The following is a 21,195-nucleotide window of genomic DNA, read 5'->3' on the forward strand; positions in this document are numbered from 1 at the left end:
GCCGTCTTGCTCGGTAAAGTACGCTGCCTCCGGCTTGATCGTCGCCAGGATACGCTCAATGACCTCGCCCACCTTCCCGCCCCTGACGAGAACGTTGAAGGGCTCATGAGGAAATTCGACTGTGAGTAGCATCTTCATGATCCACCTTCTCCTTACATAGTCGCTGCCCGGTAGCCAGACTGTTGCCTCAGGCGCTCCTGCCGCTTAACGTTGTCGCTGGCGGTGGGTGGGCAAACCGATGCCGCCGCTCGCCGGCGCGCCGATACTACAAGATAGCACCGGCCACTGAAAAAGCTAGTTGGCGGCCCGTCCAAGCGCGCCGCGGACATTCTTGAACGCTTGAGCACGCGATCCTCCTTGGCAGTGGCACAGCAGGAGCGACTGCGTTGTTAGGCCGAGTGGCGTTCGGCGCTGCTTCGGCTGCTAGCCAACTCCGGCTTGATGGGGCGCTTGCATTCGGAACCGGATCGCCGACTGGGTAATGCTCGAGGCTTGGCCGGGATTCGGGGTGAGACGCTCATGCCGTCTTCTCCGAAGGCGCAGGTTCGAAGATGAAATTCGCGGCGGCGTAGCTGGCGTTGCAGTCCCAGACTTCCTTGCCGTCGCGGAAGAAAGTGCACCAGCGGCCATCACTGACACAGCGCGCCCGCGGAAACACTTCCTCGTGGCCATTCACAATGGCCAGCATATGGCTGGTCGGCCACCACCACCACCGCAACCGGCGCCTGGTCGTGCTGTGCCTCCGCCTCGCTCGCCTGCAGCACCACCTCCGTACGCAAAGCGGCCAGCTCACCGGCGGCGGCCGGCCTGCCAGATAGACTGCACGGCATTGGCGGAGATCGACTTGAGCGCACCCGGCAGTTCAGGGAGCGCGATGGTCACGCGCATCTTGTCGCACAGGTCCTCTCAGAACTGTGCCAGGACCTCGGCTGGCGTGCCCATGCGGGCCATAGAGCTTGTTGGCGGTGGGGGTGATGCCGTACCTAAAAAAGCAAGGCACAGACCTCGCGGGTCTCGGGGAACTGCGCACGGACGGCGGCCACGTCTGCGGAGAGATGCGGTTGGGAGAATCAGGAGCCGAGCGCTGTGAGGGCCACTCAGACCGCGGCATGGCCGCAGTGTCGCGCTGTCGCCTGACCGCACTAACCGTTCGATGTCCAAGCGTCGTCCGTTGGCGCGAGGCCAATTTGATTGGCCGCCAGATAGGGCCCCAATCCGGGAAAGTCGAACAGCCGAGTTGGCATACCTGCTAGTACCAGTTGGGCACGGTCATCGAAGATAGCAACGCTAGGCTCCCCGCCAGGCGTGACTGAAAATACAAGCCGTCGATCCGAGGAAATGCCGCGTGCAGCGCCGAACTCCACAGGTTCGGGCCAAGGTAATCAGTGACCGAAAACACGCGAGCGTCCATGCCAAGGGTAGTCAGCGGGCCGGTAAGATCAGCGAGCACTAAAGGTCGCCTATCGGCCACGGCCAGCCGGCAAATGCATCGACTGCTTAGTTCATGCTCATCGAGCAGTAGCGGCAGGTGTTGTCCTTGGAAGCGCTCCCGAATGACCGCTTCGGCCATGCACGCGGCAAAGCTGGGAGCTGCATAAAGGACGCCGAACTCGCCGCCGGCTGCATCGAACCGGTAATGGGTCACGCCCGGCGCGCGGCGGTTGTAGTAAATAGGGTCCAGGTGCGCGCGATGGATCCGCCAGAGCGCTACCCTCTCGAGATCGAGCATCTTTGTGGTAAGCCGACGGTCGGCCAGGTCGGCCGGCGGCAGCGGACACCCCAGATCTTCTGCGCTAAAGGTCATGCGGCGCCCTGCTCGTCGCGGTACCGCGCGTCGACGAGCCGCACAACGGCGTTTATTGGGGCCGCTGCATCGGCGATCCAATCCGCCGGCGTGCGTCCCTCCAGGCCTTCTTGCGGGCGATGCAGAAAATTATGGATAACCCAACTGCTCGCGCCGGCAGCCACAAATGGTGCAAGCACAGCGGTCAGCCGCTCGGAATCGACGTGGAACTGCCACGACGGATAGCGAAACCCTCGCTCGCGCCCCGGCAGCACGAGGGCATAGAGGCGACCCGCCTGGCGGTCCTGGTTGATGGCGCGGTCCGAACGTCCTGCATAAAGCGCGGCGTCCTTAAGAGACAGGTTTTCTGGCTGTTCCCACTCCCGGGCAGCTGCCAGTCGACCACGTTCGCGCGCCTCTTGCAGCGGATCGGAATGCGCTGCCCCGCCGGCATGTGCCACAGTCTCCCCGGCAGCAATAAAAGGACGCTCGCGGACCGGACGATTTGGCTTCGCAAAGATGCGGACGATCCGACCGAGTGCCGCGTCCAGTTCGTGTTGGACTTCGACGGACAACGCGACCTCACGGGATGCGTCGTTGACGAGCGCCACTGCCGTCTCAATTAGCTCCCGGGGGTGGCGTGTTGCTGGTCGCGCGCTACCGCAGACGATGCAGCACGACGAGCGCGGGCACTCGGGAGCTGCGTAGCTTCGAGCCGGACAGGGGCGGCCGGGAAACGCGCGCGAAGAGAGATACGGCGGTGTAGGGTCATGAACATATGATAGTTCATGAAGTTCATGACGCCAACTATTTTGGCCAAGCGTAGCAGTCGAGCACCCCGCCCCTGGTCTATGGCGACTCCCCATCACTTTGAAAGATGGCAAATATGTCTTTTTGTCCACTTTCATGAGGCATTGTGCCTACCAGCACCCGGCTTAGACGTGGCTTAGACGGGAAAGGCGCTACGCTTGAGCCCCCTCTTTCGTCAGACAGAAAGTGAACCGCAGATTGGGTAGTCTTCAGGACTCCATACAACGGGCAGCCGGCTTTTCGCTAGCGTCCATAGCACCTTCGGAGATATGCCGATTCTGCAGGTGGCTGTGCATCGCCTCACAGCGGATCAACATCGTCGCCGCGGGTTCCCCGTCAGCGCCGGGACTGCCAGCTTCCGCGGCGCCCCGCAGATAGACTTGCCGGGAGACCACGGCGATGTTCACAACCGACGCCGAACGCTCGGACTGCAAGGAGGAGGTATTGCGCCATGGCGAAACTGCACCTTATAGCAGCGAGGAGATTTGGCGGTGAGGCTACACGAGGATGTCTCGGGACGGTGCCACGCCGTTGCGGGATTGACACAATCCGGCTCGCCGCGGCGGGTCGGATCGCGCGTTGCGTGACAGCGCATGGCGGTACTGAAGAGAATGTCCAGAAAAGCGATCGAGGCCTTACCGACCGGCCGCTACTGGGCCACGCCACGCGCGCCCTTCCCGCTGGACGGTCCCAATGGCCATGATGAGGTCTTCCCCGGCGCCCAATGCATCAGCGACGGCAAATGGGTCACCTTCTATAAGGACGGGGAAGAAGTATGGGCGTGCAATGCCGTGTATGCCGCCGCCCATTTCGATTTTGCACCGGTTCCAACCCACCGCTCGCCGACGGACAACTGAGGGTCGGACGGTTCCCCGGGCCGTGGGGTACGTTTCGACAAACAGTCGAGTCCATGTCCAGGCTAAATTCAAATGTCCGCCCAGTGGCTAGATCAGAATGTCCGGTTTAATGCAGGATGGTTTTGGTTCTTTTGCGTCTTTTTCTTGGCTGTTTCCGTAAGGCAGTCGAGCTGGCCTGAGGCGGTAAGGTATCTACAGGGTGGGGCGGTTGCGCCAGTTCATCGATGGCGCGACGCAAGTCTTCCGCATTCAGCTGCCGTTGTGGTTTCGTGCCCGGGGTCGCCTGTTCGGGCCGTTGCCGCGGTTTTTGACCGGTCAGCGTGCGCGATGGTGTCGCTAGGATGCGACGATTGTCGCGCTGGGCCTGCACGCGCTGGGCGATCTCCAGCACATGTCCCAGCCGCTTGTTTTCCACCACCGCACCCTGATTGATCTCGGACAGCCGGTCATAGAGGACGTAGGGCAGGGAAGTCCCGTCGGCCCACAACTCGATGCGGCCGTCCGGATACTCGGCCACTTCGATGTAGCGATGAATCAAGGAGCGCTGCTCGGGTTGGTCCGTGATGAGGTACAGCTTGCGGTCGTATTGCAGCGTCAGTCGGTTGGAGACTTTGCGCCATTCACGCCAGGTAAAGATGCGCTCGAGGTCCTCGTCGGGCCGCACGGGACGGTGCGCGTTGAAGTCGCTTCTTGGCATCTTGGCGAACCGCACATTGAAGTCCGCCAGGAAGACCGGGGCAAAGGCATTGGCCTCGGCCAGCGTCGAGATGCCGCGCTGGCGCAGCTCCTTGACCAGCCGGTCCTGCAGCGTGCCATTCATTCGCTCCACACGGCCCTTGGCCTGACTGCTGTTGGCGCACAGGCTCTCGATGTTCAGCTCGTACAGCACGCGCCCGAACTGCGTATAGTCCCGCCCAGTCGTAACACCTTTGGCATTGACCCGAAAGATACTGGCCTTGTCGCTGTAGAACGCCACCGGCTTGCCATGGCGCTCAATATAGGCCCGCGTCGCGGCAAAATAGGCGAAAGTCGATTCGGTCGGCACGAACAGCAACTGCATCAGGCGGCTGGTGGCATCGTCGACATAGACCAGCAGCGTGCACATGGGCGCCCGCTCCTCGAACCACGCGTGCTCGCTACCATCGATCTGCACCAGTTCACCCAGGCAGGCGCGGCGCTTGCGCGGCTGGTGCATCTTGGGCGGGCGCAGCTTCCTGGGGACCCAGAAGCCGGCGTCAATCATGATCCGGCGCACCGTCTCCTTGGCCAGCTCGATGCCATGGCGCTCGCGCAGCTTCTCGCAGGCGAGCGTGGGGCCGTAATCGGCGTAATGCTGCTGGATTAGCGCGCGTGCCTGCGCTTCGAGCATCCGTGGCAGTTGGCGATGGCCTGGCTGCCCACGCTGGCGCGACAGCAAGCCCATAGGGCCATCGGCTCGCCAGCGCTGGACCAGCCGCCGGACTTGCCGCGCCGTCAAATCCAGGCGCTCTGCGGCGCGCCATTGCGCCAGGAGGCCCTCGGCCGTTGCCTGAATGACCTTGAAGCGGTCAACTTCGCGCAGACTCATGGTGATCAACCCTCGATCCTTCATGGCGCGCTCCCGTCCAACCCAGGCGCTACCAGTATAGGTCTATCCAGAGGACATTCTAATGTGGCTGGAAGCGGACATTCTGATTTGGCCTTTACAGTCCATTTTTCGCGGACCGGGCGTTATGTTAAACAAGGTGAATACGTTGGCAGAGCAGCTGCGGGCGGTGGCGACGTTGCCAGGCAAGGGCTGTGACAGGCCTGGATCGGCCCGGCATCAATCCTGGCCTTTCCTGACGCCAGTTGGTGCTATCTGCACTTGACTTGCAACACTGAAATAATCATTTCTCAACATTAGACATGCGAATGGCTGCCTCACCGGCTGCGAAGGTGGTCGTCAACGAGGCGATTTGGCAATGGAAACAGCGATGAGACGCCGTCAGAAGCGCGCGCGGGCAATCCTACGAGGTCGGTCGCGTGTCGTTGCGTGGCGTTGGCCACTGGAATTTCTGGGACTTGCGATTCAGGCCGTCGCGAAACGCAAGTCCGGTAAATTCCATGCGCAGCCACTGCGTGACCAGACCGGCCGTGACGGGCTGATTCATGCGCCATGGTGCGACCGCGTTCATCGGGAAGGTCTCGACAAGCACCAGACTCAGCAGTTGGTTCAAAGTCCAGGCCATCGAGCGAATTTGCATCCACAACTCCAGCACGGTGCGCGATTGCTGCCAGAGATTGCTCACGCCGAACCAGCGCTTGAGATTGTGAAACAGCGGTTCTATGCCCCAGCGGCGCGCGTACAACTGCACGATCTCCTGGGCGCTCAAGTCCGTTTCGCTCGCGAGCAGCAGACGGGGCTTGGTCCAGGCCTGTTTCTTCGCATCGAAGAACTGGCACCAGACGGCACGCACCAACGCGCCCTTGAGGAAGCGCGCGCGAGCCTCGGCAGAGCGCAGGCGAACCTGCTGGTCTTTGCCATAGAGCGGCATGCGCAGTTCGATCGCGGGCAGTGCTTCGATGGCCTCGGCGTTCAGGCGCTCGCCATAGATGCGCTTGCGACCACGTCTGGGTGTGGTTGGCGGTGGCGGCACGAGAAACAGCGCGGTGTCGATGCGCGCCTGTCCAATCACGTGCATTTGTCTGCGCAGCAAAGGCAATACCAGGCGGGCGCGCATGAACCACGAATCGAACAGTACGCGCACCGGCTTGTTGGCCACGCCCGCCAGAGAGCGGACCAGCACCAGCGCGATTTTCAGCTTGTTGCGGTTGCCGGTGTTTGGCACCAGCCGCGAGAGAATTGGCAGCACCAGGTTGACCCCGCCGTTGCCCAGCGCGCTCACGCCCAGCGTAACCCAGCACTGGGCCCGTATGAATTGCGGCCGATTGATCTTGCGGCTGTGGTCGTGGCGATACGCGCAACCGGGCGCCTGCTCCGAGGAGCGCGGCACCAGCGTATCGTCGATGACCAGTGTCAGCACATCGCATGGCAGCACTGTGAGCACCAGCAAGAACAATTGGCGGGCCAAACGCACGGTGCGCAAGCTGCCGCGCCCGAGAAGCTTGTAGTAGGTCGTCCAGTGCCTGCGTCGCGCGATGGCGCTGATAGCGCGCGTCACCCAGCCTTCTGGCGAAACCATACAGCCGCACAGCAGCTCGACAAAGCTCCCGCGAGAGCGAATTGGCACGGCCAGAAGCAGAAGGTTGATCCATTCGGACAGACACAGTCGTACACGGTTGGACAAAGACATGGGCAATCGCAAGAGGACCGAAAACGATCCTCATTGGCCGCCGCGCTGCTTGCGCTAAAACCCGCGCAAGCAGCGCGGCGGCCACACGATCATTGCCCCATGTCAAGCATTTTTCGATTTCTTGAATCCGTTTCCGACCCGCTCGTTGAGCGGGCCTGAATGTCTAAAGTTGAGTAATCATTTGTCAACGCGAAGAATGCCCCGACAACTACTGCTTGTCGGGGCGGGCGGTGAGTGCTGTCAAGAGAATCAGCTCTCCTTAACTGCCTCGATTACCTTCTCGGCAACCACGGTAACGACAGCAACCACAACAGCCTTGAACACTTCTCCCCACATGATGATCTCCTTCAAAAATTAATCTGTAGCAACACTACTGCCAGATGTTTTGGAACTTCCGCACGCCACAAGGGCTGCGCTTGGCGTGAACTATAAACACCCCCAATACCCGGTGCAATACTCGTGCACCAGTGGTGCACTGGTGCATAAGTCAGTGCACTTGCTTCGGGTTGGCGACCCCACCTATCATTGACCCCGTTCACAAAAGGGGCAGGACATGCACAAACCGATTACATCGCGACTAGCAAGAAAAGGTATTAATTCTTTAGAGGCACTTGCGCGGGAACTCATTCAGATATATCCCAGTGAATTTGCCGAACTTGAAGCACGTAGCCTCAGCGCCAGGATCGGGGCACTCAACAAAGGAAATCCGGTCTGGTGGGAAAAGCGGCCGGAACAATTAAAATGCCTGCTTGAATTATCAAACGGGCTCCTGCACCAGGTCAATCCCAGCTGCGCCAACCCTCAAGAAACGTTCTTCGGAAGGGGTAGAAGGCCGATGGGAAAGGTTGGCGTCGCTATCTGTTTCTGGCATATGGTTAGGTGGCCTGCTCGTCGTTCCGAGGCCGCCGATGGCGCCACCAAGGTCGCGTAGCATGTCCAACCTGAAACCGTCACCGCTCACGGTTCAACAGCGAGCGAGACAGGTCCGGAGTCGATCCACCTCGACACTTCATCCCTCACGCTGCCTGGCACCGTTCCGCTCAACACCGCGCCGGGCATCGCATCCAGCGCGAGCGACAAAGCTGTCGTGAACACCTCGTCAGCGAATCCGAAATGCGGCCCGGCGTCGATATTGGCGTCCGCCGTTGAAAGGCGGTCGATGGTGAGCGTCGGCACCGTGCCTTTCGTCGTTTGCGGATCGACTAGTGGCCAGGCCACGCCGGTGGCTTCGATCAGGGGCTCTACTCGGTCAGTCGGAGCGTGACTGTATGTGACGTCGAATCAGGACGCCCGACCGATTCCATAGTGGCTTCGCAGTGGTTAAGGTGGGACCACATCACACCTTCAGCAGTTTTTCGTGCGCCCACGGCAACTGCCGTTTGAATGGAACTCGCGAGCGCTTCGTTGTTGATCGAAAACAGCCATCCGCCTCGAATCGCGATCCCAACGGTAGAAAATGTCCCCGCCTCAACACGGTCCCCGATATTGTCCACCCGCTTGAGCTTTTCAGCGTTACCCGCGGTTGCGCACATGGCCTTAGAAGCCTTGCAAAGCGATGAGTTTTCCGCACCTGGAACACGAATTCGATCATCACCTACCGCCTCAAACAAAACACGTACTAAATCGGAAACGACGGCATTTGGGTCCACCTTGTTGGTAGATACCCGGCGGTTTCAAGTCCCAAGTGCAACACCCGCGTCAGTGAATTGAAGTTGGGGGTGAGAAACTTGTTTGAGCATACGAGCGAACACCTCCAGTGGGGAGTGGAACGCGTGCGTAGCACGAGGTCGCTTGTTCAAGCTGTCGGCAATTGCGTCGAGTTCTTCTTGTGTGTGCACGGACAAGTCGGTGCCCTTGGGCAGGTACTGGCGCAGCAGCCCATTGGTGTTCTCACAAGTGCCACGCTGCCAGGGGCTGTGCGGATCGCAGAAGTACACCTTGACGCCAGTGTTGGCGCTGAGCTCACTGTGGCGCGTCATCTCCTTTCCCTGGTCGTACGTCAGGCTCTGGCGCAGCGGCTCAGCAATCGAATTGAGCTTGGCAGAAAAGCCGGCCAGCGCCGAGGCCGCAGTAGCGTCATCCATCTTGGCCAACAGCACCAGACGACTGCTGCGTTCGACCAGCACGCCCACCGAAGACTTGTTGCCCGCGCCCTTGATGAAGTCACCCTCCCAGTGGCCCGGCATGACGCGGTCCTCGACCTCGGGCGGGCGCACATGGATGCTGACCATCTCAGGAATCTGCCCGCGTCGATCAACCCCGCGCTTGCGTGGCATGCGTGTGCTGCGGCCATGGCGCAGGCAGGCGATGAGCTGGCGGCGCAACTCGCCCCTGGGCTGCGCGTAAATGGCCGTGTAGATCGTCTCGTGAGATACATGCATGCTGGGGTCCTCGGGCCACACTCGCTTAAGGATACCGGCGATCTGTTGCGGCGACCACTTCCAATCCAACAAAGTCAGCACCGCGCCCCACCGAGCGTGTTGCGGATCGAGCTTCGCTACCGGGCGCGCCTGAACCCGCCGCGCCTGCCTCATGGCCTGCGCCGGCAGGCTCGCGTAGCCACGCAGCGCACAGCTGTTTCGCCTCAGTTCACGGCTGACGGTGCCCGCCGAGCGCCTGAGTGTGCGGGCCATGGCCCGCACACTCGAACCGCTCTGGCTCATGCTCGCAATCGTCATGCGCTCCTCAGGCTGAAGTTGTTGGTACGAAGTTCTGCTTTGCATCTGAGCACCTTACCCGAAGCAAGGTGTTGCACTTCAGATTTGAGGCCGCCCCCACTTCCTGCGCTTCAAGCAGCTCCTTGAGCTGGTATTGCGCCAAGCCCCAATTGCCACCGTTGGCTGCCCAATAGATATTAGTTAAACGGTAAGCCATCTCATGCATCACGGTCCCCAGCCCCGGCTGAATGGACGCGAGGGTCTTAACTCGGTTCTCAATGGGGCCTTGCTCAATGCTTTTTTCCGGCTCTGCCTTGGTCTGTGCTGCAGACCATGTTCCAAGGCCGAGACAAAGGAGAATGAATAGTCCGCGAAGCATGCCGTTCCCTCTCATGGGTGCTCAATCGTGCGTATATTGATATTCAGCTACGCCAGCCTCGCCGGCTTGCCGACACAGATTTTTACAATAGATCACGCTAACAAAAACACAAGCCCGTACGCGAGGGGAAGCCCACCGCCTCGAGGAAAGATTTCCACTTTGCGAGATACATAGACTTGCGCAAAGTTTGACACAAGGAGGCTTGCCGGCACTGAGTGGTTTGATTTGACCGGATGCACTGTGGGCGCGACGTTTCAAGACTCTCAAGAAGAAAAACAGAAGACGACAACTGTCATGCGGCCATCCCCATGGGATTGATTTGGAAGCCCAGTGCGGCGGCTCGGCGTTTGAAGGCGGCGATGCTGCGCTGGCGCTGTTGTTCTTCGTAACGCTGCCGGCCCTGATTGACGAAGGCCTCTCTGCGGGTCAGCATGAAGTACACCATCCGCGCGAGCTTGTGTGCGGCGGCGGTGTTGGCCCGCGGCTTGCCCATGCGGGCGCACAGCCGGCAGTAGAACGCGTCGAGTGCGGAGTCACTATGCGACAGCGCCATCTTCAACGCCTGCCCCGCCCGGTTGGCTGAACGTTTGGTACCTGAGGACAGCACCCTGCCGCCACTGTTCTTCCTGCCCGGACACAGCCCCGGCCAGGAACAGAAGTGCTTAACGCTGGCGAATCGGCGCAGGTCCGGGCCCATCCCCGACAGCAGCCATGCCAATCACGATGCCGGCGGAGCGGCGTGCCAGGTCTGTCGCCACCTCGACACGCGCGGCGCAGCCGGCATTCGCATCGAGGTCAACCAGTACTGTCTTGAAATCCATGCGGACGCCCTCGTGTCCCCGATTGCTGTTCAGATTTGGATTCAGACCCGCACCGGCGACCGGGCGGCCCAGCAATTCGCCTTGTACTGCGGCGCGTGCTGGGCGGGCGACAGCACGGAGCCGCCCCCGGCGGTGCTTGATGCCGCGCTGATCTTCGCGCCTGTCGGCGCGCCGATGTCGCTCGCGCTGCAAGTCGTGGCCAAGGGCGGTACGGTAGTCTGCGGTGGCATCCATGTGAGCGACATCCCTGCTTTCCCCTATCGCCTGCTTTAGGAGGAACGCCGCCTGCTCTCGGTGGCCAAACTGACCTGCACGGATGGCGAGGAATTGATGCGCATCGCCGCCGCCACGCCGCTGCGCACGCACACCACCGTCTATCCGATTGAGGACGCCAATCGGGCCCTGGCGGATTTGCGCGAGGGACAGCTTGCCGGCGCCGCGGTGTTGCGAATCCGCAGCTAAGCACCCCGCTGCGCTTGACATACGTCAGACCCTTAACGGCGTCATCCGTTACACTCAAAGCAATACAACGAGCCGGCGCCCTTCAATACGCTTGACCACCTCAGGAGACACGCCATGTACCAGAGAATCCTCCTTGCCGTCGATGGCAGCCGCGCCTCGGAACTCGCCTTGAGGCAGGCGGCCATCATCGCCCACGCGACAGGCAGCGAGGTCGAAGCGCTATTTGTAGCCGACAACAGCGACGTCTTCTTCGGGCTCAGCTTTTACAACCCAGCGAAAGTGATGGAGGGCGTCCTCTCGTTCGGGCGCGAGGCGCTCGCGGGCGCCGCCGCGTGCCTGGAGTCCGCCGGCATCAAGAACACCACAGTACTCCTGGAAAGACCCTTGGCGCCTGGAAAGATCTCCGCCACCCTCGTCGCCGAGGCCGACGCCTGGAACGCCGACCTGATCGTAATGGGCACGCACGGCCGGCGCGGAGTCGGGCGGCTGGTCATGGGCAGCGTGGCGGAAGGAGTGGTACGCAAGACCAACAAGCCCGTGCTGCTGATTCGCAGCGAGAGCGAGGATTAAGCGGCTCGCATGCGAAGCGAATGAAACCGGACTCGATATCATGAACCGCGCATTCAAATCGTTGTGCATCGTCAGCACCGCCTGGCTCGGTCTGTCGACACTTGACAGGCTAGCGCAGAGCAGCCCGTCCCAGTCCGGCAAGTCCTCCGCCCCTGCCGCCGTGCGCGGGGCCGACCTGCCAAGCAGCAACGAAAAGGCAGATTTCTGCGCCCGTATGCAGGCCGCCAGTACGCCAGAAGAATGCCGGGAGATCGCGCGGCGCATGCGCGATGTCATGCATACGTGCATCCTCTAGAATTTCCTCTCGCAGCATTGTTGCCTGCGCCGACGGCCAGAAAGGTGCATCGGCAACCATAACATCGGCTGGCAGGGGTAAGCGCGCGACAAGAAACTCACGGATACCATCTTCATTTGCAGGCGAGCTTGCGCAAACAACTCAGAGGGCTTTATCGCAGTAAGCTCGGGGTAGAATTCACCGGTGTCGAACTCAACGCGTGCGGGCAACGGTCATGAACCCGGAGATTGCACTGGTAGGCATGGCGGACATCGGGATCCGGCCCGGCGGTGCGCAGGCACACCACCTCGTCGGCGCTGGCGCGGACCGCCGCCAGCCCTTGAGGGGTGCCCACGGGAACCGCGCAAACCAGCCTGGCAGGCTGCTGCCGGAGCACTGCGTGGATCGCCGCCATCATGGTGGCGCCAGTGCAGATTCCATCGTCTACCAGAATCACGATGCGGCCATGCGGGTCAAGCCGTGTGCGATGCGATGTGTAGATCGCGCATTGCTGCCGCAGCAGATCGAGCTTTGCCAGCCGCTCCTGGGCGAAATGCATAGGATCGGGCTGCCCGCCCACCGGGTTCTCCACGCGGTAGGTCCAGCCGTTCTCGGTCACGGCGCCGATCGTGGCGATGCCATTGGCCGGGCCGACCAGCTTGCTGACCAGTGCCACATCGAGTTGCCCCTCCAGCGCGTCGGCGAGTCCGCGACCAACCGGTACGCCGCCCTTCGGAATAGCAAGGATCAAGGGATGCTGACCCCGATAATCGGAGAGCGCCTCGGCTAGCTGCGCCGCGGCCTCCTCCCGGCCTGCAAAGCGGGCAAGTGGCGGATTCATCGATTTGCCTCCCATTCTTCGTGCGCCGGCTGCGCGCTGCGAGCTAGTTCCGGCTTGCGCCCAGAATAAGCCGTTGGCGAAGCCAGTCCTTGTGCTATGTCAAGGGTTGGGCCACGGATCCCTGGATAGCGCCTCAGTCGATCGCAAACCGCCGGATCAGCCATCCTCGCAGCGCATAGGTCAGGCAGCAATAGCCGAGGATGATCGGCGGCAGGAATAGCCAGAGCGTGCCCGGCGGAGACAACAGGCCCAGCGGCGCCGCCAGCGGCGAGTACGGCAGCCAGATGCCGATCAGGCAAATCGCCAATGTGGTGGCAATCAGCGTGGTGCTGCCACGACTTTGCACAAAGGGAATGTTCCGAGTGCGAATCACATGAACGATCAGGGTCTGCGACAGCAGCGATTCCAGGAACCAGCCGGTCTGGAACAGGTGCTGCTGCGCGGGCGTGCTGGCGCCCAGTACCCAGTAGAGCGTCGCAAAGGTGATGTAGTCGAACAGCGAGCTGATCGGGCCGATGCACAGGATATAGCGGCCGAGCTTGCCGATCTCCCAGCGGCGCGGGCGGCTGACGGCATCGTCGTCCACGTTGTCGGTAGGCAGCGCAGTCTGCGAAAAATCGTAGAGCAGGTTGTTGGTCAGCACCTGGATCGGCGCCATCGGCAGGAACGGCAGCCAGGCACTCGCGCCGAGCACGCTGAACATATTGCCGAAGTTGGAGCTCGCACCCATGCGCAGGTACTTGAGCAGGTTGGCAAAGACCTTGCGACCTTCGATCACGCCGTCATGCAGCACCAGCAGGCTCTTTTCCAGCAGGATGATGCTGGCGGACTCCTTGGCGATATCGGCGCCGCTGTCCACCGAGATGCCCACGTCGGCCGCCTTTAGCGCGGGCCCGTCGTTGATGCCATCGCCCAGTACGCCCACCACCCGTCCGCGTGCCCGCAGGGCCTTGACGATGGCCGCCTTGTGCGCCGGCGCCAGCTTGGTGAACAGCTGCGTGCGCTCCGCGAGTTCCCCAGCTCTTGCGGCGAGAGCCCGTCGAGTTCCGCGCCGAGTACGGCCCGATCCACGTCAAGGCCGACTTCCCGGCATATCTTGCGCGCGATCACCGGGCTGTCGCCGGTCAGTACCTTGACCTCGATGCCGCTGTCGCGCAGCGCGGCCAGCGCCGGTGCCGCGCTATCCTTGGGCGGGTCGATGAACGCGATATAGCCAAGCAGGATCAGCGCGGATTCGTCCGCCACCGAGTACGGTTGCATGTCCGGCGCCGGCGGCAAAGCTTGTAGGCGATCGCGATCACCCTGAAGCCATCTTCGTTGAGTGCATTGCAGACCGTCATCAGCGAGTGGCGATGCGAGTCATCAAGCGCCATGGCCTGCCCGCCGAGTTCGGCGCTGGCGCATGTGGCATAGACTTCCTCCACCGCACCCTTGCAGACCAGGAGCCTGCCCTGCGGCCCGTCCACCACAACCGACATGCGGCGCCGCTCAAAATCGAACGGCACTTCGTCGATCTTGCGGTAGCCGCCCTCCTGCCGCAGCGTTTCACCCACCTCGTCATGCAGCAGCACCGCCTTGTCCAGCAGGTTGTGTAAGCCGGACTGGTGGTAGCTGTTCAGGTAGGCGAATTCCAGCACGCGCGCGGTCTCCTGCCCCGCCAAGTCCACATGCTTCTTCAGGATGATGCGGTCCTGCGTCAGGGTGCCGGTCTTGTCGGTACACAGCACATCCATGGCGCCCAGGTTCTGGATGGCGCTGAGGTGTTTCACGATCACCTTGCGGCGCGACATGGCAAGCGCGCCTTTTGCCAGGTTCACCGTCACCAGCATCGGCAGCATCTCGGGCGTCAGCCCCACGGCGACTGCCACCGCGAACAGCAGCGCCTCCAGCCAGTCGCCCTTGGTCAGCCCGTTGATCAGGAACACCAGCGGCGCAAGGATCACGATCAGGCCGATCATCAGGCGTGCGAAACGCTGCAGGCCTTGCTCGAACACGGTGCCGGACGTTTCCTCGGACAACGAGCGGGCGATGCTGCCGAACACGGCGCGCGGCCCGGTCAGCACCACCACGATGGTAGCGCTTCCGCTGACCACGGCCGTGCCCATCAGCACGATGTTCTCCAGCGTGCCGGGTCCGTCGCCGCTGGCGCTCTCCAGCGCGAACTTTTCCACGGGCAGCGATTCTCCGGTGAGGGCCGATTGGTTGACGAACAGGTCCTTGGAAGCCAGCAGCCGGGCATCGGCGGGAACGAGGTCGCCTGCCGACAGGTGAACGATGTCGCCCGGCACCAGTGCGCCGATCGGCAGTTCGCTGGTGATGGGCACTGCCCCTGGCTCCGACCGGCGCTGCGTGGCGGCGGTGGTATGCACCATGGCGCGCAGCGCCGCAGCAGCACGTCCGGAGCGCCGCTCCTGCACCGTGGCCAGGCCAACGCTGAGCATCACCATCACGGCGATCACCGCGGCGGCGTCGTAGTCGTGGATGGCTGAGGATACCGCTGCCAGGGTCAGCAGCATCACATTGAGCGGATTGAGCAAACGGCGCAGCAGGTCGAGCACCGCCGGGCGCGGACGCTCATGTTCCACCAGGTTCGGGCCTACGTTTTGCAGGCGCGCGATGGCCTCGGCGCTTGTCAGCCCCTCCGGGCTGGTATCCAGTTGCTGGAGCAGGGTCGCGGGCGGCATGCCGGCGGCCCGCAGCAGGGCGTCCGGCACGCCGCCGGACGAAGCCGGCTTCTGCCTGGCAGTCGGCGCGGTATCTGCCGCGCCTTGCGTCGATGCGGGAGGCTGGCGTCGTAGCCGGCCCACCGTCTCGCCCAGGTACTGGATCGCCCGGCCAATCATGATGGCGGTCTTGCCTGTGCTTGCGCAGCGCTGGCGTCCCAGCCCCCGCCCAGCGCCAGGAACAAGGCCACGGTGTCCTGCAGCCGCTGGGTCCTGGCCTGCAGGTAGCCGATATCGGCCTGGTGGTACTGCGCGTCCGCCACCAGCACCTGCAGGTAGCCGGCGGTGCCGGCCTGGAAGTTGGCCTGCAACTCCTGCAGCGCCTCGTGCGCGAGGTCGCGCGCCTGGCCGGTGGCGGCGACCAGTTCGCCGTCGTGCTCCAGGGCGCGCAGCGCATCGGCCACCTGCCCGAACGCAGCCAGCACGACCTGGCGGTAGCCGGCCTGCGCCGCTTCCAGCTGAGCCACGGCGGCTTGCCGCCGGTAATACAGTTCGCCACCATGGAACAGCGGCGCCGTCAGGCCGGCCCCAAGGCTCCACACCGCACTATTGCCGCCAAACAGTGAGCCGATCTGCAAGCTGTCGCGGCCATAGCCCACACTCAGGGTAATGGCGGGAAACATGGCGGCGGTGGCCACCCCACTTCAGCATTGGCGACGTGAAGCTGCGCTTCGGCCAGCAGCACATCGGGACGGCGCCGGACCAACTCCGCCGGCAGCAGCCGGGGAATGTCCGCCGGCAAACGCGAGGTCTCCAGCGTCACAGCAACTGGCTCGCCCTCGGCAGGATAATGGCCAGACAGGGTCGCCGCCAGATGATCGGTCTGCTCCAGCTTTTGCCGTAGCGGCGGCAGCGTGGCCTCCAGCGAGGCAAGCTGCACCGCCAGGCTCAGTTCGCTGGCGTGCGCTGCCGTGCCTGCCTGCACCTGCGCGCGTGTGATCACCACCTGCTCGCGCACCAGGGCCGCCAACTCGGTGGTGGCCTGGATCTGGGCCGCGTAGCCGGCCTGGGCGACCACGGTGTTGACCAGGTTGCCGGTCAGTGCCAGGTAGGCGGCCCCCAGCGTCTGCCGCTGCAGGTCGGCTTGCGCGGAGAGCGCCTCGACAGCGCGACGGTTCAGGCCGAACAGGTCTAGCGTATAGCTGACCGTGGCGTTCAGCGCGAACAGGTTGAAGATGCTGGTAGGGCCGGCCTGGCCAAAGCGGACAGGCGAGGCCGCCTGCCGCGTGGCCCCGGCGGCGGCGTCCAGTTGTGGATAGAACACGCCGGCGCCGGCACGCAAGGCGGCCTCGGCCTGGCGCAGGTTCGCCTGCGCCGCCTGCAACGTGGGGTTGGCTGCGAGGGCGTCGGCCACGGCGCCGTCCAGCGCGGCGCTGCCGAACATGCGCCACCAGTCCGCCGGCAGTGCGGACACGTCGGCAAAGCGTTGCGAGACGCCATCGCCCGGCGTCGTCCGAACCGCGTCTCCCCCGCGCGTGAAGCTGGCCGGCACCGCCGGGTCGGGCCGCACGAAATCCGGTCCCACGGCGCAGCCACCCAGCAGTGCAAGGACGGCCGCGATCCCGGGCAGCGCAAGACCCTTCACGATGCACCGCCCACGTAGACATCGACCAGCTGGCCCGGATATACATTGACGCCGGGCGGCGGACTGAACTTGAACAGCAAGGGCAGCACGCGTACGTCCACGCGTTCGGTACGCTGGTCGGAAAGCTGGATCTTGGGGGTGACATAAGGCTGCATGCGCAAGAACTCCAGCGGGATGCTGGTGTTCGTGCCGCGCACGAACATCCTCGCCTGGATGCCCTGCCCCGCCTTCGCGCCGGGCAGGCGTTGCAGCAGGATCTCGTCGACATACACGCGCACCGCCAGCGTGCCCGGGGCGCTGCCCATTACCATTACGGGCGTGTTCCCCTGCGTATAAGTGCCATAGGTGCCCTGCGAAGACACGAAGGCGCCCACCGCCGTATTGACCGACATCACCACGCCGTCCACCGGCGCGCGGATCACATACTTGCCAAGCAGCGCCGTCGAGGCGGCAGCGGCCTTGCGCAAGGCATCCACCTGCCTTTCCTGATTACGGATATCGTAGACCCAGGCGCCGGCACGGGTCAGCTCCAGCTGGCGGCGCGCCACGTCGAGGTTGCCTCGCGCTACGCGCACGGCGTTGCTCGCGTTGTCCAGGGCGTCCTGGCTGACGGAGCGGGCGTTGAGCAGATAGGACCGCTGCAGCTTGTCGAACTGGTCCTGCACTGTCTTCAGGCCCGCGGCACTCGCCTCGGCCTGTGCGCGCGCCACCTCCAGCGTCTCCTTGCGCGGCTGTGCCTTCAGTTGCGCCAACTGGGCCTCGGCGGCCTCTGCCTGCGCCTGCTGCTGCGCGGCCAGCGCGCGCTGGACCGAGTCCTCGATCACCAGCAGATCCGCCCCCTGCCTGACCTCCTGCCCCTCGTGCACTGGAATGCGCGCCACCGTTCCCGCGACTTCGGGATAAAGGTTGATATTGGAGCCGTTCTCCTGGTAGCTCTCGATGATGCCGTTGGCGTAGATACCGTTCTTGTATGGGTTGGCGGCCGGCTGGAACACCGGCGGGAGCGGCGGCTTCTGCTGGGCATACAGAATGGCGGCCACCACGCCAACGACGACGCCGATCCCGGAGAGAACAAACAGCCAGCGGTTCTTCATCGCGCCTCTCCCCGCTCGATACCCTTGAGCTTTCCATCTTCCATATCGAGGATGCGGCTGGCCATGTCGAAGATGCGCGCATCGTGGGTGACAATCACGATGCAGCGCTTGTCGTTGAGGATATGCAACTTGACGAACTCCATGATGGCGTGGCCGGTGTCGCCATCCAGCGATGCCGTCGGCTCGTCGAGAATCAGGATGTCCGGCTGGCTGACGATGGCACGGGCGATTGCCACGCGCTGCTGCTCGCCGCCACTGAGCTTGATCGGCGGCAACTGGGCGCGGTTGGCCAGCCCGACGATCTCCAGGTAGTGCTTGGCATCGTTCAGCGCGTCGTTCCAGTCGCGGCCCTTGAGGATCAGCGGGATAGCCACATTCTCCAGCGTGGTCAGGCGCGGAAAAAGATGGAAGTCCTGGAACACGAAGCCGATCCTGGCGAGGCGGAACGCGGCCAGCCCGTCGTTGTCCATGGTCCAGATGCTGGTGCCGTCGATCATCACCTCACCGCTGTCCGGGCGCAGGATGCCCGAGATCACACTCAGCAGCGTAGTCTTGCCGCTGCCGGACGGACCCACGATAAACAGGATCTCGCCGAAATAGGCTTCGAAGCTCACCTGCCGCAGCGCGTAAGTGCGGGCTTCCTCTTCGCCGAACCACTTTTCCAGCGCCTTCGCGGCAATGGCGACACGCGGCATGCTTACCCCCGGAAGATATCGAAGGGTTCGATGCGCAGTACCTTGCGCACGCCGATATAGCCCGACACCCCGGCGATCGCGATGACCATGACCAGCGCCAGCCCCAGGTTATAGAACGTGATCATGGCGGCGTAGTCGGGAATGCGCAGCCGCGCCAGGCTGATCAGGATGGCGCACAGGCCGATGCCCAGTCCATAGCCGGTCAGCGCGGTGAAGGGTGCCTGGAACAAGATCATCGCCACCAGTTCGTGCCCTTTGGCGCCGATGGCCTTGAGCGCGCCGAACTTCTCCAGATTCTCCAGGATAAAGGTGTAGAAAGTCTGCCCCGAGATCGACAGCCCGACGATGAAGCTGATCACCGTCATCAGCAGGATATTGGTGCCGAGGCCGGTCTGGTATTTGTAGAAATCTGAGATGCGCTGGATGAACTGGTCCTTGGTGAGTGCGCGGTAGCCCAGCCGCTGCACTTCGCGCTGGATTCGCGCGACGTCCGCCGTGGACTTGGGCTCCACGAGAATGTAGGAGATCGTGTAGCGCGTGGTCGGCAAGTATTGGATCGCGCGCTGGTAGGTGGTGTACAGCGTGGGCACACCAAACAGGCCCGAGGTGGAGACCTGCGCCACGCCGACGATGACGCCGCGGTTGTCGTTGATCTCGAACTCAGTGCCGACAGCCGGGTTCTCCAGCTTCGCGAACTCGGCATCCTTGACCACCAGGAAAGCATTCTCGGCGTAGATGTCCTCAATCTTGCCGTTGAGTACCTCGGGCCGCCCGAACAGGCTGGCATCGTCAATGCCAACTACCGTCACCGGCTGGTAGGTGCCACTCCTCAGGCGCACCGACGCGCCGCCGGAGTACAGCGGTACCGCGAACTTGACGCCTTCTATGCTGCGCACGGCATCGAGCATGTAGTCCGGCATGCCGATGGTATTGGCCACGGTATTGACCGCCGGGTCCATGACCCAGATGCTGGCGCCAATGTTGTACACGGTCGATGACGAGCGGTTGAGCACGCCTGCGAACAGCGAGGTCATCTCGATCATCAGGAACACCGCGAAGGTGATCCCGACCAGCAGGCCGGTGAACTTGGCCCGGTCGTTGACCAGTAACTTGTAAGCGAGCTTGAGAATGCCAGGCACCATGGTCTTGCTCTCTTATTCGTGTGCTGCACTGGACTGCACCGCCGTCCGGTCCCGGCGGGGTCTGGGAGAGACATCGGGCACGGGCCAAGCCGCGCCCGCCTGCGATTCAGGCGTGCAGCGGTGTCTGCACGCTGCCGGAACGTTCGCGCTCCCGCTCGTTGTGTAGCACGCTGGCGAGCATGTTCCACTGAGAGCCCAGGGCGTCAACGAGATCGTCCAGCGACAGCACGCCAACCACCGCTTCGGCATCCGTTACCGCGAGGCGGCGCACGCCGTGCGCCAGCATCGCCTGCAATGCATCGTCGATGCCCGCATCCTTGCCGATAGCCACCACGCCGCGCGTCATCACGTCCGCCACTGTCGCCTGTTCAGGCGCCGTGCCTGCGGCGGTGCTCTCTAGCACGATGTCGCGATCCGTAACGATGCCCATCGCGCGCTGGCCGCCTCCGAATGGCTCTGTCACCACCAGCGCACCAACGTGGCAGTCGCGCATCTGCACCGCAGCGTCGCGCAGCGTGCACGTATGCGGGATATGAACGGCGGACAGCGAGCAAATCTCTTCGATCCTCATCATGCTTCTCCTGGCTTGACCTGGGTACGGGCTGATTAAGACGCCCATGGAGTACATCGGCGATGCGCAGGGGTCGAGGGGTTGTCAAGGCACGCCGGTGCCGTGCACTCAGTCTAGTGTCGGGCGCACGGCGGCCGTTGATGCAGATCAATCGCACCTGCGGCGCGGAGCGTCCGCCCCGGACTTGATGCCGATCAACTGGCGCGCCGGAGCCCTGCCTATAGTTGGAGATGCCATTCCGCTATCCCCCATGGCGGATCCGACACATCTCACCCCACCGCATTCACTTCATTTAACCCGCCGGGAGAACGCCGTGAACGACCTCAGATCCGCCCTGTCCGCGCACCGTGCCACGCTGCAGCACGATATCAACGTCCTGTTGTCCGATGTTCAAGCGTTGCTGCGCGACGCCGCCGCCTTGACAGGCGAGCAAGCCGGTCAAGCCCGTGAGCAGTTCAAGGCGCGGCTGGAGACGCTGCAGCTGCGCCTGCGGGAGCTGCAGGCACAAGGCCGTGACCAGGTCCGCGATTGGGCCGATGCCGGTGAGGAGTACGTGCGTGCGCACCCATGGCGCACGCTTGGCGCGACCGCGGCTCTTGCCGCTGCCTGCGGGGCGCTTTTCACTATCGCGCTCACCCGCCGCGATTGATCTTGAC

General features: G+C 63.1%; 19 protein-coding genes and 4 pseudogenes. 6 read left to right on the plus strand and 17 right to left on the minus strand.

Features of this window, described 5'->3' with window-relative positions:
• Positions 1-517 precede the first annotated feature (517 nt).
• From OMK73_RS06835 to OMK73_RS06850, 3 genes are all read right to left on the minus strand, one after another.
• On the minus strand, positions 518-688 hold the full coding sequence (locus OMK73_RS06835; RefSeq protein WP_267601383.1) for a hypothetical protein: 171 nt from the start codon (positions 686-688) through the stop codon (positions 518-520).
• 561 nt (positions 689-1,249) lie between these two features.
• Positions 1,250-1,804, minus strand: a complete 555-nt coding sequence (locus OMK73_RS06845) for an RES family NAD+ phosphorylase (RefSeq protein WP_267601384.1) — start codon at positions 1,802-1,804, stop codon at positions 1,250-1,252.
• Positions 1,801-2,394 carry a hypothetical protein gene (locus OMK73_RS06850; protein WP_267601385.1) on the minus strand — a complete coding sequence of 198 codons (594 nt, stop codon included), beginning with the start codon at positions 2,392-2,394 and terminating at the stop codon, positions 1,801-1,803. Before OMK73_RS06850 ends, OMK73_RS06845 begins: the two co-directional genes overlap by 4 nt.
• A gap of 792 nt (positions 2,395-3,186) precedes the next feature.
• Between OMK73_RS06850 and OMK73_RS06860 the strand changes: the two genes are divergently transcribed.
• The gene (locus tag OMK73_RS06860) at positions 3,187-3,450 is read left to right on the plus strand and encodes a hypothetical protein (protein ID WP_267601386.1); all 264 of its coding nucleotides are present in this window, start codon (positions 3,187-3,189) and stop codon (positions 3,448-3,450) included.
• A 106-nt stretch (positions 3,451-3,556) separates the two neighbouring features.
• Here OMK73_RS06860 and OMK73_RS06865 read toward each other — a convergent pair whose 3' ends face one another.
• Entirely contained in the window at positions 3,557-5,041 is a 1,485-nt protein-coding gene (locus tag OMK73_RS06865) for an ISNCY family transposase (RefSeq protein WP_267601387.1), read from the minus strand.
• A gap of 397 nt (positions 5,042-5,438) precedes the next feature.
• The gene (locus OMK73_RS06870) at positions 5,439-6,725 is read right to left on the minus strand and encodes a transposase (protein WP_267600424.1); all 1,287 of its coding nucleotides are present in this window, start codon (positions 6,723-6,725) and stop codon (positions 5,439-5,441) included.
• A gap of 553 nt (positions 6,726-7,278) precedes the next feature.
• Between OMK73_RS06870 and OMK73_RS06875 the strand changes: the two genes are divergently transcribed.
• Positions 7,279-7,656 (plus strand): hypothetical protein, encoded by a 378-nt coding sequence (locus OMK73_RS06875; protein ID WP_267601388.1) that lies wholly within the window; start codon positions 7,279-7,281, stop codon positions 7,654-7,656.
• A 26-nt stretch (positions 7,657-7,682) separates the two neighbouring features.
• Here the strand turns inward: OMK73_RS06875 and OMK73_RS06880 are convergent, their stop codons facing one another.
• From OMK73_RS06880 to OMK73_RS06900, 5 genes and pseudogenes are all read right to left on the minus strand, one after another.
• A complete protein-coding gene (locus OMK73_RS06880) occupies positions 7,683-7,901 on the minus strand; it encodes a hypothetical protein (protein WP_267601389.1) in 219 nt (72 codons plus the stop codon).
• 65 nt (positions 7,902-7,966) lie between these two features.
• Entirely contained in the window at positions 7,967-8,374 is a 408-nt protein-coding gene (locus OMK73_RS06885) for a hypothetical protein (RefSeq protein WP_267601390.1), read from the minus strand.
• Positions 8,375-8,398: 24 nt separating this feature from the next.
• Entirely contained in the window at positions 8,399-9,448 is a 1,050-nt protein-coding gene (locus OMK73_RS06890) for an IS30 family transposase (RefSeq protein WP_420715483.1), read from the minus strand.
• Entirely contained in the window at positions 9,411-9,761 is a 351-nt protein-coding gene (locus OMK73_RS06895) for a hypothetical protein (RefSeq protein ID WP_267601392.1), read from the minus strand. Before OMK73_RS06895 ends, OMK73_RS06890 begins: the two co-directional genes overlap by 38 nt.
• Before the next feature lie 292 nt (positions 9,762-10,053).
• A pseudogene (locus OMK73_RS06900) lies at positions 10,054-10,470 on the minus strand (transposase); the annotation flags it as partial.
• 157 nt (positions 10,471-10,627) lie between these two features.
• On the opposite strand from OMK73_RS06900, the pseudogene OMK73_RS06905 reads away from it, so the two are divergent.
• The 3 genes and pseudogenes from OMK73_RS06905 to OMK73_RS06915 form a co-directional block, all read left to right on the plus strand.
• A pseudogene (locus tag OMK73_RS06905) lies at positions 10,628-11,044 on the plus strand (alcohol dehydrogenase); the annotation flags it as partial.
• A 114-nt stretch (positions 11,045-11,158) separates the two neighbouring features.
• Complete coding sequence (locus OMK73_RS06910) at positions 11,159-11,614, plus strand: universal stress protein (RefSeq protein ID WP_267601393.1); 456 nt, start codon at positions 11,159-11,161, stop codon at positions 11,612-11,614.
• Between the two features lie 40 nt (positions 11,615-11,654).
• Complete coding sequence (locus tag OMK73_RS06915; RefSeq protein ID WP_267602098.1) at positions 11,655-11,909, plus strand: hypothetical protein; 255 nt, start codon at positions 11,655-11,657, stop codon at positions 11,907-11,909.
• A 151-nt stretch (positions 11,910-12,060) separates the two neighbouring features.
• Here OMK73_RS06915 and OMK73_RS06925 read toward each other — a convergent pair whose 3' ends face one another.
• The 7 genes and pseudogenes from OMK73_RS06925 to OMK73_RS06955 form a co-directional block, all read right to left on the minus strand.
• A complete protein-coding gene (locus OMK73_RS06925; RefSeq protein WP_267601394.1) occupies positions 12,061-12,729 on the minus strand; it encodes a phosphoribosyltransferase in 669 nt (222 codons plus the stop codon).
• A 133-nt stretch (positions 12,730-12,862) separates the two neighbouring features.
• A pseudogene (gene mgtA / locus OMK73_RS38920) lies at positions 12,863-15,413 on the minus strand (magnesium-translocating P-type ATPase).
• Positions 15,414-15,568: 155 nt separating this feature from the next.
• Positions 15,569-17,040 (minus strand): annotated as a pseudogene (locus OMK73_RS06935) (efflux transporter outer membrane subunit).
• Positions 17,034-18,131: an HlyD family secretion protein gene (locus tag OMK73_RS06940; RefSeq protein ID WP_267601395.1), complete on the minus strand. Its 1,098-nt coding sequence runs from the start codon at positions 18,129-18,131 to the stop codon at positions 17,034-17,036. The pseudogene OMK73_RS06935 and the gene OMK73_RS06940 overlap by 7 nt, the downstream one beginning before the upstream one ends.
• Positions 18,128-18,826: an ABC transporter ATP-binding protein gene (locus OMK73_RS06945; RefSeq protein WP_267601396.1), complete on the minus strand. Its 699-nt coding sequence runs from the start codon at positions 18,824-18,826 to the stop codon at positions 18,128-18,130. Before OMK73_RS06945 ends, OMK73_RS06940 begins: the two co-directional genes overlap by 4 nt.
• A gap of 2 nt (positions 18,827-18,828) precedes the next feature.
• Positions 18,829-19,965, minus strand: a complete 1,137-nt coding sequence (locus tag OMK73_RS06950) for an ABC transporter permease (protein ID WP_267602049.1) — start codon at positions 19,963-19,965, stop codon at positions 18,829-18,831.
• A 109-nt stretch (positions 19,966-20,074) separates the two neighbouring features.
• The gene (locus OMK73_RS06955) at positions 20,075-20,539 is read right to left on the minus strand and encodes a CBS domain-containing protein (protein WP_267601397.1); all 465 of its coding nucleotides are present in this window, start codon (positions 20,537-20,539) and stop codon (positions 20,075-20,077) included.
• 313 nt (positions 20,540-20,852) lie between these two features.
• Here OMK73_RS06955 and OMK73_RS06960 point away from each other — a divergent pair, with 313 nt between their 5' ends.
• Positions 20,853-21,188, plus strand: a complete 336-nt coding sequence (locus OMK73_RS06960) for a DUF883 family protein (protein WP_267601398.1) — start codon at positions 20,853-20,855, stop codon at positions 21,186-21,188.
• The last annotated feature ends 7 nt before the right edge of the window (positions 21,189-21,195 follow it).

Source organism: Cupriavidus sp. D39 (genome assembly GCF_026627925.1).
Lineage (GTDB): Bacteria > Pseudomonadota > Gammaproteobacteria > Burkholderiales > Burkholderiaceae > Cupriavidus > Cupriavidus ulmosensis.

Excerpts from the sequence above, each read along its gene's own strand:
- OMK73_RS06835 (WP_267601383.1), bottom strand. The coding sequence starts at position 688 with ATGCTGGCCATTGTGAATGGCCACGAGGAAGTGTTTCCGCGGGCGCGC.
- OMK73_RS06845 (WP_267601384.1), bottom strand. The coding sequence starts at position 1,804 with ATGACCTTTAGCGCAGAAGATCTGGGGTGTCCGCTGCCGCCGGCCGAC.
- OMK73_RS06860 (WP_267601386.1), top strand. The coding sequence starts at position 3,187 with ATGGCGGTACTGAAGAGAATGTCCAGAAAAGCGATCGAGGCCTTACCG.
- OMK73_RS06865 (WP_267601387.1), bottom strand. The coding sequence starts at position 5,041 with ATGAAGGATCGAGGGTTGATCACCATGAGTCTGCGCGAAGTTGACCGC.
- OMK73_RS06870 (WP_267600424.1), bottom strand. The coding sequence starts at position 6,725 with ATGTCTTTGTCCAACCGTGTACGACTGTGTCTGTCCGAATGGATCAAC.
- OMK73_RS06875 (WP_267601388.1), top strand. The coding sequence starts at position 7,279 with ATGCACAAACCGATTACATCGCGACTAGCAAGAAAAGGTATTAATTCT.
- OMK73_RS06890 (WP_420715483.1), bottom strand. The coding sequence starts at position 9,448 with ATGCAAAGCAGAACTTCGTACCAACAACTTCAGCCTGAGGAGCGCATG.
- OMK73_RS06895 (WP_267601392.1), bottom strand. The coding sequence starts at position 9,761 with ATGCTTCGCGGACTATTCATTCTCCTTTGTCTCGGCCTTGGAACATGG.
- OMK73_RS06910 (WP_267601393.1), top strand. The coding sequence starts at position 11,159 with ATGTACCAGAGAATCCTCCTTGCCGTCGATGGCAGCCGCGCCTCGGAA.
- OMK73_RS06915 (WP_267602098.1), top strand. The coding sequence starts at position 11,655 with ATGAACCGCGCATTCAAATCGTTGTGCATCGTCAGCACCGCCTGGCTC.
- OMK73_RS06925 (WP_267601394.1), bottom strand. The coding sequence starts at position 12,729 with ATGAATCCGCCACTTGCCCGCTTTGCAGGCCGGGAGGAGGCCGCGGCG.
- OMK73_RS06940 (WP_267601395.1), bottom strand. The coding sequence starts at position 18,131 with ATGAAGAACCGCTGGCTGTTTGTTCTCTCCGGGATCGGCGTCGTCGTT.
- OMK73_RS06945 (WP_267601396.1), bottom strand. The coding sequence starts at position 18,826 with ATGCCGCGTGTCGCCATTGCCGCGAAGGCGCTGGAAAAGTGGTTCGGC.
- OMK73_RS06955 (WP_267601397.1), bottom strand. The coding sequence starts at position 20,539 with ATGAGGATCGAAGAGATTTGCTCGCTGTCCGCCGTTCATATCCCGCAT.